The sequence below is a fragment of the Cytobacillus sp. FSL R7-0696 genome, from assembly GCF_038006865.1.
Taxonomy (GTDB): domain Bacteria; phylum Bacillota; class Bacilli; order Bacillales; family Cytobacillaceae; genus Cytobacillus; species Cytobacillus kochii.
Genome location: NZ_JBBOWA010000001.1, coordinates 429,299 through 443,254 on the forward strand (window position 1 = coordinate 429,299; position 13,956 = coordinate 443,254).

Genomic DNA, 13,956 nt, shown 5'->3' on the forward strand with positions numbered 1-13,956 from the left:
CCTATTGCAAAGCGCTCAGTTCTGTTTTTCTTGCTGAGCGACTTACCATGCGAGAATCCTATGAATTTAGGCAGCACAAATAGGCTGCTACTATCTTGTTTTTAAAAATTTCGCAGCCTACCTATGATCAAAATATAATGTTTTATTGCTTGCTTAATGAGATTTGCTTGATCTCTCCTGATTCATTCGTATAGGTTTTAAGAACATATTTATCTGCAAGAAATTCAGAATAGATTAAACCGTTCTCCTCTTCTTGTTTAACTGGATCTCCTAATAACTTCTTGAGATCTGCTAATGAAGATTGTAATCTTTCCCCTGGGATGGCAACAGTAGATACAGCCCCATCTTCTCTGTTATAGTAGTAGATTGTTTCTGGATACATTAAATACTGTTGACCATGAAGTATTCCCTCTTGAATGTAATAAGGATTAGATTTTTTAATGTCTTCTATGTTCGTACCAATTGGATAAGGGCCACCCATAGGTATACCCATTTTTGCTCTTTCAATCACTTCTTTAGTCAATTCGATATTTTCATAAGGATAAAACACTTCTTCCGTCTCGCTCCAAATATCCATCCAAGACTGATCTAATAAAGTTTGATAAGCACCAGAATCTTCAGTTACCGTTGCTTCATCATAAAGTGAAAGGACTAATGGATCTTTTTGTAATTCCCAGCTGCGAAAAATCGATTCATTTTGATTAACTGGATAGGCCGATTGAAGGATATTTTGACTTAAGGATTTAAGTTTTCTATCTGTTAAGTTAAGCAATTCTCCGCCTTCAATCGGTACCTCTCTCAATATCCCTTGGTCCATTGAAATAACACGAAGTGACGATACTTCCTCACTCTTTTCAAGCGATAATATAATAAGCGTTTGTTTATTTGTATTCAGTGAATAGATATTATTCTTATTGAATTTCTCATAGGCAAGCTCTTGGCTATATGCCAGTTTACCATTCTCTTCAGCAACAAAAAATGAATATTGATTGCTATCATCTTGATTTGAGGAAATATATACTTCATAACTTTTATCCCCATCCACCATTGTTGTTTCGTAAATGGCATTTTCTTTAAGGACCGCCACCTGTTGTTTTTCTACTTCATCTGCTTCATGAGCAACAGTTGAACTTGGTTCCATTTCTTGTTTATTCACCTTTGACTCATTCATGCAACCAGACATGAGCGTAGTTAACATTAATATATATAAATATTTCTTCATTTAAATCTCCCTATCAACAAAAATCACTTGGCCCTTGCCAAGTGCTTAATATTCTAAGTAAAGTCCTTTTTTATGAAAGACTAGTTGTCAATTTTATTTTTAAGCTATCATACATTTCTTTATTGACATTCTAAATTGTAACAAATCTGAAACAATACTACAAACAGAATAAATAATCGTAAAGTAAACTTAATGTCCTGAATTCTCCCGTTTACTATGTTTAAATATTTATATACAATGTTTCTTAAAGAATTCAACATAAGAACTACTTTTTGATTTGGAGGGATTTTTTACTATGTTACAAGAATTTAAGAAATTTGCTATGAAAGGGAATGTGTTAGACCTGGCAATCGGGGTCATTATAGGGGCAGCTTTTGGAAAAATTGTTACTTCTCTAGTGAATGATCTGATTATGCCTATTCTTGGAATTTTTATCGGTGGCGTCGATTTCACAAAACTCTCTTATTCCCCTCCATTTGGGGAATCTGTTATCCTATATGGACAATTTATTCAAACCGTTTTCGACTTTTTGATTGTCGCTTTTTCCATTTTTCTTTTTGTCCAATTTATGAACAAAAGAATTAGGAAAAAAGAAGAAGAAGAGACTACGCCTGAACCGCCAGAAAAAGATGCAAAAGAAGAATTACTAATCGAAATTCGTGACTTGTTGCAAAAACAAGAGCAGAACTCACTTGATATAAGCAAAAAACAAAATCATGAGTCCTAAATAAAAATATGAAAGAACAAATGATAGACATCTCATCATATCATTTGTTCTTTTCCTATTTCCCACATAAATGCTCATGCATCTAAACACACAGGTAATCTTATATAGAAAGAAGTGGTCCAATGCCATCATCTATTCAAAAACAATATTTTCGTCGTGTTATTATTATTTTTGTGATTTCTCTTGCTATTGCCACTATTGGAGTCTTCCTTGGTACAGTTGTTCCAAGCCAATATTTTCTTCCGATCAAGATAATTGAAGTAATTATGTTAATCATCGCTTTTTTTCTTAGACGAAAAAAGGGGATTTCCTACTTTTTCTTATTCTTATTTACCTTTATATCTGGTTTGTCTATTTATCCCATTCTATATCAATATGTGTCTTCAATAGGTATGCAAACGATACTAATGACGCTCATAGCAACAACTATCATTTTTATTTTTATTGCGAGCTATGCCACTATTACAAATAAAGATTTTAGTTTTTTAGGCGGTATATTATCAATTGCCTTACTTGCCTTTATCATCATGGCTATCATACGAACCTTTTGGCCATTAGATGACACTTCACTACTCATTTATTCATTTATAGGTGTCCTTATATTCAGTGGCTATATTCTATATGACTTTAATCGTTTGAAAAAATACGGTATTAAAAAAAGTCAAATCCCAACTTACACTTTGAATTTGTATTTAGATTTTATTAATCTCTTCCTAAACTTACTTAGACTAATTGGTTTACTGAAAGATAGAAAATAACAAGTAACATGATAAAAATGACAGAATACTTCTGTCGTTTTTTTTATGCCCAAAAATGAATAAATCTGGATAATCGGAACACTTTATAAACATAATACGAAAAAAGGAGGTTTTTTACGAATGGCAGAACAACACTCTGAAAAGAAAATGTCAAGAAGGCGCTTTATTAGAAACTCTGGTTACGTAGCAGGTGGACTTGTCGGTGGAGGAATCATCGGTGGGCTCATTGGTGCCAATATGAATGATGAGCAAGAAGGTACAAATACACAAGGGGAACATCAAGGAACCAGCTTTCTACAAGCACCTCTTTATTTTACAAACCCTGAAATGTTTGCCGTTTTAGTCGCTGCTTCTGAAAGAATTTTCCCAAGCGATGATAACGGTCCAGGAGCTGATGAATTAGGCGTTGCCTATTATATAGATCACTCGCTCGCTGGTTCTTGGGGGAACAATGCTCGTGAATATATGCAAGGGCCTTTCTTTCCAGGATCTAACTTCCAAGGTTATCAATCCCCTCTTAAGAGACATGAAGTATTTGATACAGGAATAAAGGCATTGCAAAAAGTGGCCAATGACAAACACGATAAGAATTTCCCTGACTTGGAAGGCGAACAACAAGATGCTATCTTAACTTCCTTCCAAAATGATGAGGTTGAGCTCAAAGGAGTAACATCCAAAACCTTTTTTAATATTCTCAGAGCAGCCACGATTGAAGGCGTATATGCTGACCCTGCATATGGAGGAAATATTAATATGGAAGGCTGGAAAATGAAAAACTATCCTGGGCATCAAATGAGTTATTACGACAAAATTGAATCAGATGAATTTATGGAAATTGAACCACAAGCCCTACATTCTTATACAAAATAAGTGGATTGAACAGGAGGAAATACAATGGCTGAAAAATTACCTAAAACCGATGTCGTCATCGTCGGTATGGGCTGGGCTGGTAGCATTATTGCTGCCGAGCTTGGTAAGGAAGGATTAAAGGTTGTTGGATTAGAACGAGGTAAAGAAAGAGGCTTGAAAGATTATTATGTCGTACACGATGAGCTTCGTTATGCTATTCGTTATGAATTAATGCAAGATTTATCAAAGGAAAGTTTGACTTTCCGTAATAATCAAAAGGAAAGAGCCCTTCCAATGCGTCAACTTGGTTCTTTCCTATTAGGTGAAGGTTCTGGTGGTTCTGGTGTTCACTGGAACGGCCAATCCTTCCGTTTTTTGCCTTATGATTTTGAAATTCGATCAAAAACAATTGAAAAATATGGTGAAAGTAAAATCAAAGGATTACAAATTCAGGATTGGGGCATTACATACGACGAATTGGAACCATATTTTGATAAATATGAGAAGGTCGCTGGTATTAGTGGTGAAGAAGCTCATTTTGGACCGGAACGTTCCAATCCATATCCGACACCACCGATGAAAGAGACACCATTAACCAAACGGTTTAAAGATGCAACAAACTCATTAGGTATGCATCCATACCATATGCCTTCAGCTAATTTAAGTGAACCATATGAGAACATGTACGGTGCAAAGATTGCTAACTGTCAATATTGCGCATTTTGCGAACGCTTTGGTTGTGAATACGGTGCAAAGGCAGATCCAACTGTTGCCGTCATTCCTTATGCTAAGGAAACAGGCAATGTCGATATACGCAATTTTGCTAATGTAACTGAAATCATCCATGAAGGTGGAAAAGCAACCGGTGTGAAATTCGTAGATGTATTAACGAAAGAAGAATTTATTCAACCGGCTGATACAGTCGTGCTTACGAGCTATGTCATGAATAATACGAAACTACTTCTCCATTCAAAAATAGGCAAAGCCTATAACCCAGAAAACGGGACTGGTGTGATTGGTAAAAACTATTGTTATCAGATTCTCCCTGGCTCTACAGGCTTTTTTGAAGAAGAACGCTTTAACACTTTTATGGGGGCAGGAGCATTAGGTGCAACAATTGATGATTATAATGGTGATAACTTTGATCATTCAGATCTAAACTTTATCCATGGTGGCTCTATCTCCATTAATCAATCAGGTAAACGACCGATTGGCTCAAATACCGTTCCATCTGGTACACCAAACTGGGGAGCTGAGTTTAAGGCACAATCCATTAAGTATTTTACAAGATCACTCAATATTGGAACACAAGGTGCTTCCATGCCTGTACAACATAATTTTATGGACCTTGATCCGACGTACAAAGACGCTTATGGTCTACCATTGCTTCGTTTAACTTATGACTTTACAGAACAAGATAAAGAGCTTTATAACTATATCGGCAAAATTGCAGATCAAATTATGCTTGAAATGGGCGCAGATAAAGTAAATGAACGTTCGAATCTTGAAAGTTATGATATTGTGCCATATCAAACAACCCATAATACAGGTGGTGTCATTATGGGCGCTGAACCGGAAACATCTGCTGTTAATAATTATCTGCAAATGTGGGATGCTGAGAATGTATTTGTTGTAGGTGCCTCTGCTTTTGCGCATAATGGGGGCTATAACCCAACGGCAACTGTTGGTGCACTCGCATTCAGAGCAGCAGAAGGTATCCTCAAATATAGCAAAGAAGGTGGCATGCTCGCCTAATTAGTAGGAAAGGGGTTGATTTGTAATGGGTTTAACAAATATCGGAATACCAGGTTTAATCATTATCCTTGTCATCACCTTGATTATATTTGGACCAAAAAAACTACCTGAAATTGGCTCAGCTTTCGGGAAAACATTAGCTGAATTTAAAAGATCGACAAGAGAGATTATGGACGATAGCGACAAGGAAACATTGACAGTGGCTACTAAAAATGAAGAGGAATCTAAATAACATCTGTGATGGAGGCTGTAAAGATGGAGAATAATGACCAAACACTAGTGGAGCATTTAACTGATTTAAGAAAAGTGCTCATTCGATCGATTGTCTTCTTTACCTTTTGTTTTATCCTTTGCTTAGTGTTTATTAACCACCTTATTCCCATTCTAGCTAATGACTATGATCTCGTCATGCTAGGGCCATTAGATGTCATTAGACTATACACAGGGATTGCCGGTAGCATTAGCCTCGGCATTTCCCTTCCCTTCATTGCTTTTCAAGCATGGCTATTTATTAGACCTGCATTAAATGATAAAGAAGCAAAAATCTCAATCATGTTCATTCCAGGAATTATTTGTAGCTTCGCCATTGGCTTATCATTTGGTTTATTCATTGTATTCCCAACCATTTATGGTTTTCTCATGCACCTTGGCGAAAGTAATTTTTCTATGATGATTACTGCTCGAGAATATTTCTCATTTTTATTGATTTCTACTATTCCGTTTGGGTTTCTATTTGAAGTTCCATTATTACTAGTCTTTCTCACAAATATCGGGGTCGTATCCCCAGAAATGCTAAAGTCAGTAAGAAAATACGCATATGTGGTGCTTGCTGTTGTTTCTGCGCTCATTACGCCACCAGACTTTTTCTCACAAATACTCGTACTCTTTCCATTAATTGGACTATATGAACTCGGACTGTTTCTTTCAAAGATCAGCTATAGAAAACGATTGGTCATGGAAGCAGAGTTAAATAAAGGGTAGTTTACTGATAGTGAAGACGATAGTATTCTCGTGGACATCTTTAAAATAGGTAAATGAAGAAATACAATCTCTAATAATAACAAGGATCGTATGAAGAGAAATCCAATCTTAGTCATTTTTTAATTAGATTTCGATATTGCTCTATAAAATGCTTAGGTACATCTTTCATATAAAAAGGATATACACCACGATTAGTATGTAAATACAATGTACCTAGCTTTTTTTTCGATTCTCTAAATGAAATATCAAACACAGCATGTATATCTATTTCGTCTTCACTCCATATAATTTTCTTATCGAAGAGTTTAATTTCACTTTCTATTTCCTCATACTTCTGGACATTCCAATCAATTTTACGCACAACTTTTATATAAGTAAGACTAGCTATAAGTTCCAATGGCGAACCCCCAATATTTAATATCTCCATTCTATGGGATTGTTAGTGAAAACGATAATGATTTGCTTAAAAGTAAAGAAGCCATGTTAGCAACGTTAAAAATGCTACTATTATTGTTTCAATTCAAGCAGATACCTACTCCCCTATGTGACTTCTTAAATAAATCTTAACTGTATACTAGCCAGTAAAACTTAAGATCAAAAGCAAAGAAAGAATGGATGCTCTTCTTTTTGCATTTAAGAACCAGCTTCCGATTCTTTCATATGGTTACGAACAGTTCAAAACAATGTTCCGAACTTTAAAGTACACCAGAAAATAATCTCGCAAATGACTCTTTTGTTCTTTCAAATAACCCTCTTTTGTAAAACTGTACCGGACTTATTTTAAAACTATCTTTCATATCATCTTCATAATGAGCAACTAAATCTCTAATAGAACTTGTCCCGTAAAGAAAAACATTTACCTCGAAGTTCAAATGGAAACTTCTCATATCCATATTAGCAGTACCAATACTGGCTAAATTCCCATCAATAATAATTATTTTTTGATGAAGAAAACCTTTTTTATATGAATAGATCTCTACTCCATAGCGAAGAAGTTCAGAAAAATAAGAACGGCTAGCATATTGCGTAAAAAAACTATCATTGATTTCAGGGACGAGAATTCTCACTTCAACCCCTTTTGCCGCAGCTACTCTTAATGCCGTACGAATGGCTTCATCTGGTACAAAGTAAGGGGTAGCAATCCAAATAGAATAATCAGCAGACGAAATCATCGAATAATAAAAATCCCCCATAATTCCCTGTTGCGTATCTGGTCCACTGGCAACGACCTGAAGCGCTCCGTCTACCACATCATCTTTTTTATGTATAGGCTTCCTATCATTACGATATTTATCCAGCACCTCTTCATTAGCAACATATTCCCAATCTAATAAAAATATCGTGTGTAGTATATAGACAGCTTCACCTTTTAATAAAAGATGGGTATCTCGCCAAAATCCAATTTGCTTATCTTCTCCCAAATATTCATTTCCAACATTCAATCCACCCGTAAAGCCGATCTCTCCATCAATGATGATAATCTTACGGTGATTTCTAAAATTAAATTTCTGATTAAAAAAACCATACTTTAAAGGCGAGAATGGTTTTACTCGGATGCCAGCATCCAACATCTGGTTGATATCTTCCGTATGCAGTGTTAAGCTCCCAGCTGCATCGTAAATAAATAACACTTCTACTCCTTGCTTGGCTTTATCCATCAATATCTTCATTATTTCTTTTCCTAAGCGATCAGAACGAAAAATGTAATATTCCATATGAATGAATTTTTTTGCCTGTAACAGCCTTCTCTTTATTTCAAAAAAAGTTTCATCACCGTTTTTTAAAATGGTTGCTTTAGATTTCGTACTAATCGGAGTTAATGATGAATGATTAGCAAATTCCGCAAATCGAAGCTGGCCATCTTGGAGGAATGATATATCTTGTTCCTCTTCTCTATGCATTAAGCGTTTCCATTCATCTCTATCTCTGCTACGTTTACTTTTAAATAAATACCCTTTCATATATAATTGCCCTGAAAATAAATAAAATAAATATCCAAACACCGGAAAGAATACGATTACATACATCCATAATAATGTATGCTGTGGGGTTCGATCTTCCAGCATAATGGAATAGCATATCACTAATATTGCCAAACTATAAAATACAAGGCACATTATCGTAGTCATTATACTTGTTGCCATAAAAAGTCCGATATATAATGTAACCATCAGAATGAATACAAATAAAAACTCTACTCTTCTTCTACCTATCATTACCATGCCCCATCCCGTAAGTTGCTGTTATTATTAGTACCCTAATTTCCATTTAAAGAAACGAGCTCTATCATAATTTTTATAAACGTTGAGGAGAATAAAATGAAAGTCATACCTTTACATAATGAACATGCCGAAAGTTTCAAACAAATACGCTTAGTTGGACTTAAACAACATCCAGAAAGTTTTGCCTCTAGTTTTGAAGAAGAAGTACAGCAATCAATACAGGATATCGAAAAGAGATTGCACTCTAGTCAAGCAATCACTTACGGTGCTTTTCATGAAAGTAAATTAGGCGGCATCATCACTTTGTTATATGAAAGTAAATTAAAGATGCGCCATAAAGGACATATCGTTGGTTTATTTGTACGAGAGGAATATAGAGGGCTCGGAATGGCAAAACAATTAATGAACACGGTCATAGAAAAAGCACAAGTTAGTACGAATATCGAACAATTACATTTAACTGTCATGGCAGATAATCAACCTGCAATAAAATTATACAAAAAACTAGGTTTCCGCTCATATGCTCACGAACCTCGTGCTTTAAAAGTGGAAGGGCATTATTATGATGAAATTCATATGGTCTTACAATTAAAATGAGTTTAAGGCAGGTGTTTACTTGAACGCCTGCCTTAACACATTACCTCTTATAAAGATTGATATTTTTTTAATATTTCCTGAAGCTTCAATGCTAACCCAACATTACCTTCAACCTTTAAACCACCTGTCATAAAGGCTACCGTCGTGTTTAAATCACCTTTTAATAGACTAGAAAAGTGGCTATCACTCATTCTTAATTTAACCGCAGGATCGTCAGCTTCCCCTTCAATTACACTTACCTTTCCATCGCATAAAACAATTTGAATGGGGCCACTTTCTTTTAAATCCACTTGAAACACTCTATTTTTTTCATTTACAATATACTCTGGTTGATTATTCATTTTATCCGTCATTTCTTCAAGCTCAAGTAATACAGACATGTTAAGCCTCCCTTTTATCAATAAAATACCTTAAGCTGTAGCAAGGACATGGAAATGCAAACATAAAATAGAAAGAAATTCGTTACTCTAAAATTCACATGATTTTTCAATAGGATTACAGTATAGCGGTAATGATTTCAGTATCTAATTGTCCTCGAAATCTTTCATTTCATCGCAGTAACTTTATTAATATTCTATGTGGTAAATGAATCTTCCTGCCTAAAATGAATAATTATTCATTTTTCTTATTTTACATGAGGAAGTTCTTTTTAAATAAAAATAACTCGCCCATTGGCAAGCTATTTTTAGTACTCATTCATATAACCCCTGTTATTACACACTTAAGAAAGGAATCTATTCTCTCCACGGAAGTTCAGTTCCAAAGCTTTGTGCCCTTTTTTCACTATCCTTCCTTCTGCGCTTTCTATGTTCCGCTCTTTCTTTTGCACTTTCATATAGGCTCATTTCTTCGTCAGTCACGGGTACAACTTTAGGAATGGGTGCTGGTTTCCCATCTTCACCAAGCGCTACCATTGTAAGGAAAGATAGGGCACAAATATTTCTATCTCCTGTTAAGAGATCTTCTGATATAACCTTTACAAATATCTCCATTGAAGACCTGCCTGTATATGTAACAAATGCTTCTAAGCAAACCGCATTACCAGCGTAAATAGGGTGTAAAAAATCAACTGAATCAGTTGACGCTGTTACAACCGCTTTTCTAGAATGCCTCATAGCTGCAATCCCAGCAATATCATCTATATAAGCCATTAACTTCCCACCAAACAGCGTTCCATGTCCATTTGTATCTGGTGGTTGAACAATACTTGTTTTTACAACATATGATTCTTTACAAAACTTTGATTCACTCACACTATTTTCTCCCTTCATAAAAGTATCAAAGGATACCTTTATATATCATACCTCATTACCGTTATTTAAAAAATGAATTCTTCTTTTTTGGCCTGAGTGTGTCCCCTGTCCATCCTTTTTTCACCAGTAACATATAGACAGCTACAGTAGATAGAATAATAATGACCAATGCACCTGCGTATCCCCATTTCTCATCTAATTCTGGCATAAATGAGAAATTCATCCCCCAAAGAGCTCCCCATGCACTAATTGGTGTAAATAATGTCGTAATAACTGTTAAAGTTTTTATAACTTCATTTCCTCGATGGGAGGATACCATTTCTTCAAAATGTACAAGGTGATCAATTTCTTCAATATACTCTTTCGTTAACATATTTCCTCTTTCTAACCTTTTTCTCATATTTTTAAAATGCTTTGTCTCAACAATTTCCCTTGAAAATGCTTCTTCCAAGCCAAACGATAATTCTATAATTGGAATCATAAAGTTTTTCCAAACTAACACTTCATGTCTTAGCTGAAAAATTTCTTCTAATCGATCAATACTGTTCTTTTGTTTGATTTCCCAAAGTAAATCGTTTAATTTCAACTCAAAATCATCAATTCTTTTAATACTATTCTTTAAAATCTCCGCTAAAAGAATAGAGAAACCCGCAACTGCATTTTCAGCTTCCAACATATCATCATTTATATGACTATCCTGTTCAAATTCACTCGTTATCAGTACATGTTCTGTTAGAAAATAATGGAGAAGCTTATATTCTTTTTGTTGATTAAGCTTTTGTTCATAGATGAGCGATCCACAAATGTAGCTTTTCCCTTCCGTTGATCGCAAATGGAGATGATTTGATTCTTGAGAAGATATATGCTCGATCCACATTTCAATTTCTTCTTTATAAAAAGGGAATGCTAAATGTTTGTTTGCTTCTGGTTCAAAAAAATTAAGCCAACGCCAATTATTCATCTCTTTTGTATCCATTCATTCTCACCCTCCTACTTTAACATTCCCTGAAAATGAACATAACAAAACCATATGTTTATATTTAAATGAAACGGGTAATTATAATACATGCAAGAAATAAACTTTCCATAAAATGAAGGAGGAGTTAATATGAAATCTCGTCCAAAGAACTTTATTATTGCAGGAGTTGGCGTAACAAGTTTACTATTACTTGCTAAGAAGGAAAATCGTGAAAAGTTACAGACACTCACACATAAAATGAAAAGTTATCTTCCAACTAATAGTGAGGATCAATATGAAATGAAAGCCGGACATCCCGATCCACAAGACACCCGCGATAATGAAATGGTCAGTGAAGGTGCTATGACTTCCGTTAATTATTATAATAATCAACAAGAAGAAAAATAACCTAGGGATTTTTCCTTAGGTTATTTTTCTTCTACAATCATTGGATGAAGTTTAGCTTTTCCTCTCCTCAACCTTGTCTTAATTGTCGAGAGAGGTAGCTTTGTTGCTTCACTTATTTCCTTTAATGACATTTGTTCGAAGTAATAAAGATATAGTGGTTCTTTATATTTTTCAGGTAGACAAAAGATAATCTTCTCTACTTCTTCTCGATTACTTTTTTTAACAAACAATTCATCGGCCCCTGGAGATTTGGCTTCCTCATATAGAGTAGGTAGCCTCTCTTCTAAAAATTGTCGTTCACTTTGTTGTTTTCTCCATTGATCCCTACATTTGTTTAATGCAATTTTATATAACCAATTTTTAATATTCGTTTCTTCTTTCAAGGAAGGGAAAGCTAAATAAGCTGAAATCAAGGCTTCTTGGAGTAAATCCTCCGCTCTTTGGGGATGTTTAATTAAAGAATAAATGTATCTGTATAATGATTGAGCATACTCGCTCACATAATTTTCGAATGTGTAATTAATTGTTGCTTCCATACTTCATCTGGGTCTATTACCCTTTCCTCCTTTATATCTTTTCTTACCCTAATAGACGAATGATAGACCTTCTTCCCCTACAGTGTTTTTTATTTTTTTAATAAAAACTTGTTTGTTTTGTAAGAAACCAAGTAACACCAATCTTCTTACATATCGTCATGTAATGCATGAACATTAATAAAATGGCTCCCATATTAATGCCTAAAATTACGCCATGCATTTGCAGACTTTCCATTGATCCAAATACATACATCGCAACAAAAGATATAAGTGTTGACCACACAGCATGATAAAAGGCATCTTTCATAAGACCCAAACCAATAAGAAATGCTTGCATAGGGAAAATAAAAAAGTGTAACAGAAAGAATGGCCACAGTAATTGCACATATATACTTGCTTCTATTGAGTGGAAAAATGTACTAGTTAATGGTTCGGCAAAGAAATAAAAAATGGTAACAGATGGAACACCATACAAGAAGGTGATAAAAAATACTTGTTGAAGTAACCGCCGTAAGTAATTATGCTTCTCTTCAGCATATGCTCTTGAAACAGTAGGAATGAGCATAACCATAAAGGAATGAGCAATAAAAGCAGGAAACATTCCAATTGTCATTGCTACACCTGCAACCATCCCAAAATGTTCAGTGGCAATATCCGTACTGATTCCAGACTTTAGCAATGCCGCTTTTATTAAAAATGGTTGGATCGCATGGGTTAAAGCATGAAATATCCGTAGACCAGTTGTAGGGATAGACACCCCCATCAAGTTTTTCCACACACTCATACCAGACATCTGCTCAAACGGCAATTTCTTCATCCTTTGATACTGGATGACAAATAAATGAATGAAGTAAGCAAAAATCGCTATTTCACTGCCAACAAATGTACAAACAGCTATAAAAACTGCCGTTTCCGTTTCAAAGCGAAACAAATGAAAAAGTAGAATCAGCAATGAAAGCTGAATGAATTTTCTCAAAAAATTGGCAGAAGCAATCTTCCCCATTTGTTCGTTGCCCATAAAATAACCTCTAGCAATAGAAGAAAATGAAATAATCGGTATGAGAATTATAGCCATCCACCTTAATAGTGGATGATAATCATCAAAAACAGTAATAAATGGGAGAATCGCTGATGCTAACGGGATTAATATAAGTGAAAAGATAACCGTCATTCTAATCACATGATTGAGCATACTATAGTGATATTTTCTATCCTTTTCCGCAATAAATTTAGAGATGGAAACAGGCATTTCAAAACTTGCTAATAAAACAATCAAAAAAATGGTTGGAAGAATAGACATATAAAGCCCTAAACCATGTTCACCTAACTGCCTAGCAAGCACCATATTAATCAGAAATTCAATACATTCACCTGCAAAAGCCGCTAGAATTAATAAAAGCAATCCCTTGAAGAACTTGTTCATTTCGCCTCTCCTTTTTGTCCCCACAAATAAATAATCTCTTCTATCCTATGAGACAACCCTAAAAATTATTAACCTAGTTGAATATTTGTTTACTGATCACTTCACTCTATTTTTGTTTTTTTCTAACCTAAAAAGGGATATACGTATGGAACAATGGATGGTAGATAAAGTCGATATAGCCCCTGCAGGGCCGGTTCACTTGCATTTGCTAGAGAGCGGATATTTGTCTTTCATCAAATATTAATGAAGAAAAAGGGTAAGAAACCG

General features: G+C 34.9%; 16 protein-coding genes. 8 read left to right on the forward strand and 8 right to left on the reverse strand.

The window, feature by feature from the left end; all coding sequences use genetic code 11:
* Window positions 1-142 precede the first annotated feature (142 nt).
* Window positions 143-1,222: a hypothetical protein gene (locus MKX29_RS02255; protein ID WP_224935421.1), complete on the reverse strand. Its 1,080-nt coding sequence runs from the start codon at window positions 1,220-1,222 to the stop codon at window positions 143-145.
* A 295-nt stretch (window positions 1,223-1,517) separates the two neighbouring features.
* Between MKX29_RS02255 and mscL the strand changes: the two genes are divergently transcribed.
* The 6 genes from mscL to tatC all read left to right on the forward strand — a co-directional run bounded on the left by mscL (window position 1,518) and on the right by tatC (window position 6,292).
* Window positions 1,518-1,949, forward strand: coding sequence for a large conductance mechanosensitive channel protein MscL (mscL, locus tag MKX29_RS02260; protein ID WP_341103703.1), 432 nt, complete (start codon window positions 1,518-1,520; stop codon window positions 1,947-1,949).
* Between the two features lie 122 nt (window positions 1,950-2,071).
* On the forward strand, window positions 2,072-2,707 hold the full coding sequence (locus tag MKX29_RS02265; protein ID WP_341103705.1) for a Bax inhibitor-1/YccA family protein: 636 nt from the start codon (window positions 2,072-2,074) through the stop codon (window positions 2,705-2,707).
* 120 nt (window positions 2,708-2,827) lie between these two features.
* Complete coding sequence (locus MKX29_RS02270; RefSeq protein ID WP_224935411.1) at window positions 2,828-3,577, forward strand: gluconate 2-dehydrogenase subunit 3 family protein; 750 nt, start codon at window positions 2,828-2,830, stop codon at window positions 3,575-3,577.
* A 24-nt stretch (window positions 3,578-3,601) separates the two neighbouring features.
* Complete coding sequence (locus MKX29_RS02275; RefSeq protein ID WP_251163115.1) at window positions 3,602-5,311, forward strand: GMC family oxidoreductase; 1,710 nt, start codon at window positions 3,602-3,604, stop codon at window positions 5,309-5,311.
* A gap of 25 nt (window positions 5,312-5,336) precedes the next feature.
* Window positions 5,337-5,543 carry a twin-arginine translocase TatA/TatE family subunit gene (tatA, locus tag MKX29_RS02280; protein ID WP_251163116.1) on the forward strand — a complete coding sequence of 69 codons (207 nt, stop codon included), beginning with the start codon at window positions 5,337-5,339 and terminating at the stop codon, window positions 5,541-5,543.
* A gap of 23 nt (window positions 5,544-5,566) precedes the next feature.
* The gene (tatC, locus tag MKX29_RS02285) at window positions 5,567-6,292 is read left to right on the forward strand and encodes a twin-arginine translocase subunit TatC (RefSeq protein WP_224935404.1); all 726 of its coding nucleotides are present in this window, start codon (window positions 5,567-5,569) and stop codon (window positions 6,290-6,292) included.
* Between the two features lie 112 nt (window positions 6,293-6,404).
* Here the strand turns inward: tatC and MKX29_RS02290 are convergent, their stop codons facing one another.
* Together MKX29_RS02290 and cls are read right to left on the reverse strand one after the other, a co-directional pair.
* Window positions 6,405-6,689 carry a hypothetical protein gene (locus MKX29_RS02290; protein ID WP_224935400.1) on the reverse strand — a complete coding sequence of 95 codons (285 nt, stop codon included), beginning with the start codon at window positions 6,687-6,689 and terminating at the stop codon, window positions 6,405-6,407.
* Window positions 6,690-6,987: 298 nt separating this feature from the next.
* Entirely contained in the window at window positions 6,988-8,505 is a 1,518-nt protein-coding gene (cls, locus tag MKX29_RS02295; protein WP_224935729.1) for a cardiolipin synthase, read from the reverse strand.
* A 105-nt stretch (window positions 8,506-8,610) separates the two neighbouring features.
* Between cls and MKX29_RS02300 the strand changes: the two genes are divergently transcribed.
* Window positions 8,611-9,111, forward strand: a complete 501-nt coding sequence (locus MKX29_RS02300) for a GNAT family N-acetyltransferase (RefSeq protein WP_341103708.1) — start codon at window positions 8,611-8,613, stop codon at window positions 9,109-9,111.
* A 47-nt stretch (window positions 9,112-9,158) separates the two neighbouring features.
* On the opposite strand, the gene MKX29_RS02305 is transcribed toward MKX29_RS02300, so the two are convergent.
* The 3 genes from MKX29_RS02305 to MKX29_RS02315 all read right to left on the reverse strand — a co-directional run bounded on the left by MKX29_RS02305 (window position 9,159) and on the right by MKX29_RS02315 (window position 11,340).
* Window positions 9,159-9,491 (reverse strand): SCP2 sterol-binding domain-containing protein, encoded by a 333-nt coding sequence (locus tag MKX29_RS02305; RefSeq protein WP_095370103.1) that lies wholly within the window; start codon window positions 9,489-9,491, stop codon window positions 9,159-9,161.
* A gap of 354 nt (window positions 9,492-9,845) precedes the next feature.
* Entirely contained in the window at window positions 9,846-10,364 is a 519-nt protein-coding gene (locus MKX29_RS02310; protein WP_224935394.1) for an acyl-CoA thioesterase, read from the reverse strand.
* 61 nt (window positions 10,365-10,425) lie between these two features.
* Window positions 10,426-11,340, reverse strand: a complete 915-nt coding sequence (locus tag MKX29_RS02315) for a magnesium transporter CorA family protein (RefSeq protein WP_224935392.1) — start codon at window positions 11,338-11,340, stop codon at window positions 10,426-10,428.
* Between the two features lie 132 nt (window positions 11,341-11,472).
* Here MKX29_RS02315 and MKX29_RS02320 point away from each other — a divergent pair, with 132 nt between their 5' ends.
* Window positions 11,473-11,730, forward strand: a complete 258-nt coding sequence (locus tag MKX29_RS02320) for a hypothetical protein (protein ID WP_224935388.1) — start codon at window positions 11,473-11,475, stop codon at window positions 11,728-11,730.
* 20 nt (window positions 11,731-11,750) lie between these two features.
* Here MKX29_RS02320 and MKX29_RS02325 read toward each other — a convergent pair whose 3' ends face one another.
* Together MKX29_RS02325 and MKX29_RS02330 are read right to left on the reverse strand one after the other, a co-directional pair.
* Window positions 11,751-12,266, reverse strand: a complete 516-nt coding sequence (locus tag MKX29_RS02325; protein WP_224935386.1) for an RNA polymerase sigma factor — start codon at window positions 12,264-12,266, stop codon at window positions 11,751-11,753.
* Window positions 12,267-12,363: 97 nt separating this feature from the next.
* Window positions 12,364-13,689, reverse strand: a complete 1,326-nt coding sequence (locus MKX29_RS02330; protein ID WP_289433178.1) for an oligosaccharide flippase family protein — start codon at window positions 13,687-13,689, stop codon at window positions 12,364-12,366.
* Window positions 13,690-13,956 lie beyond the last annotated feature (267 nt).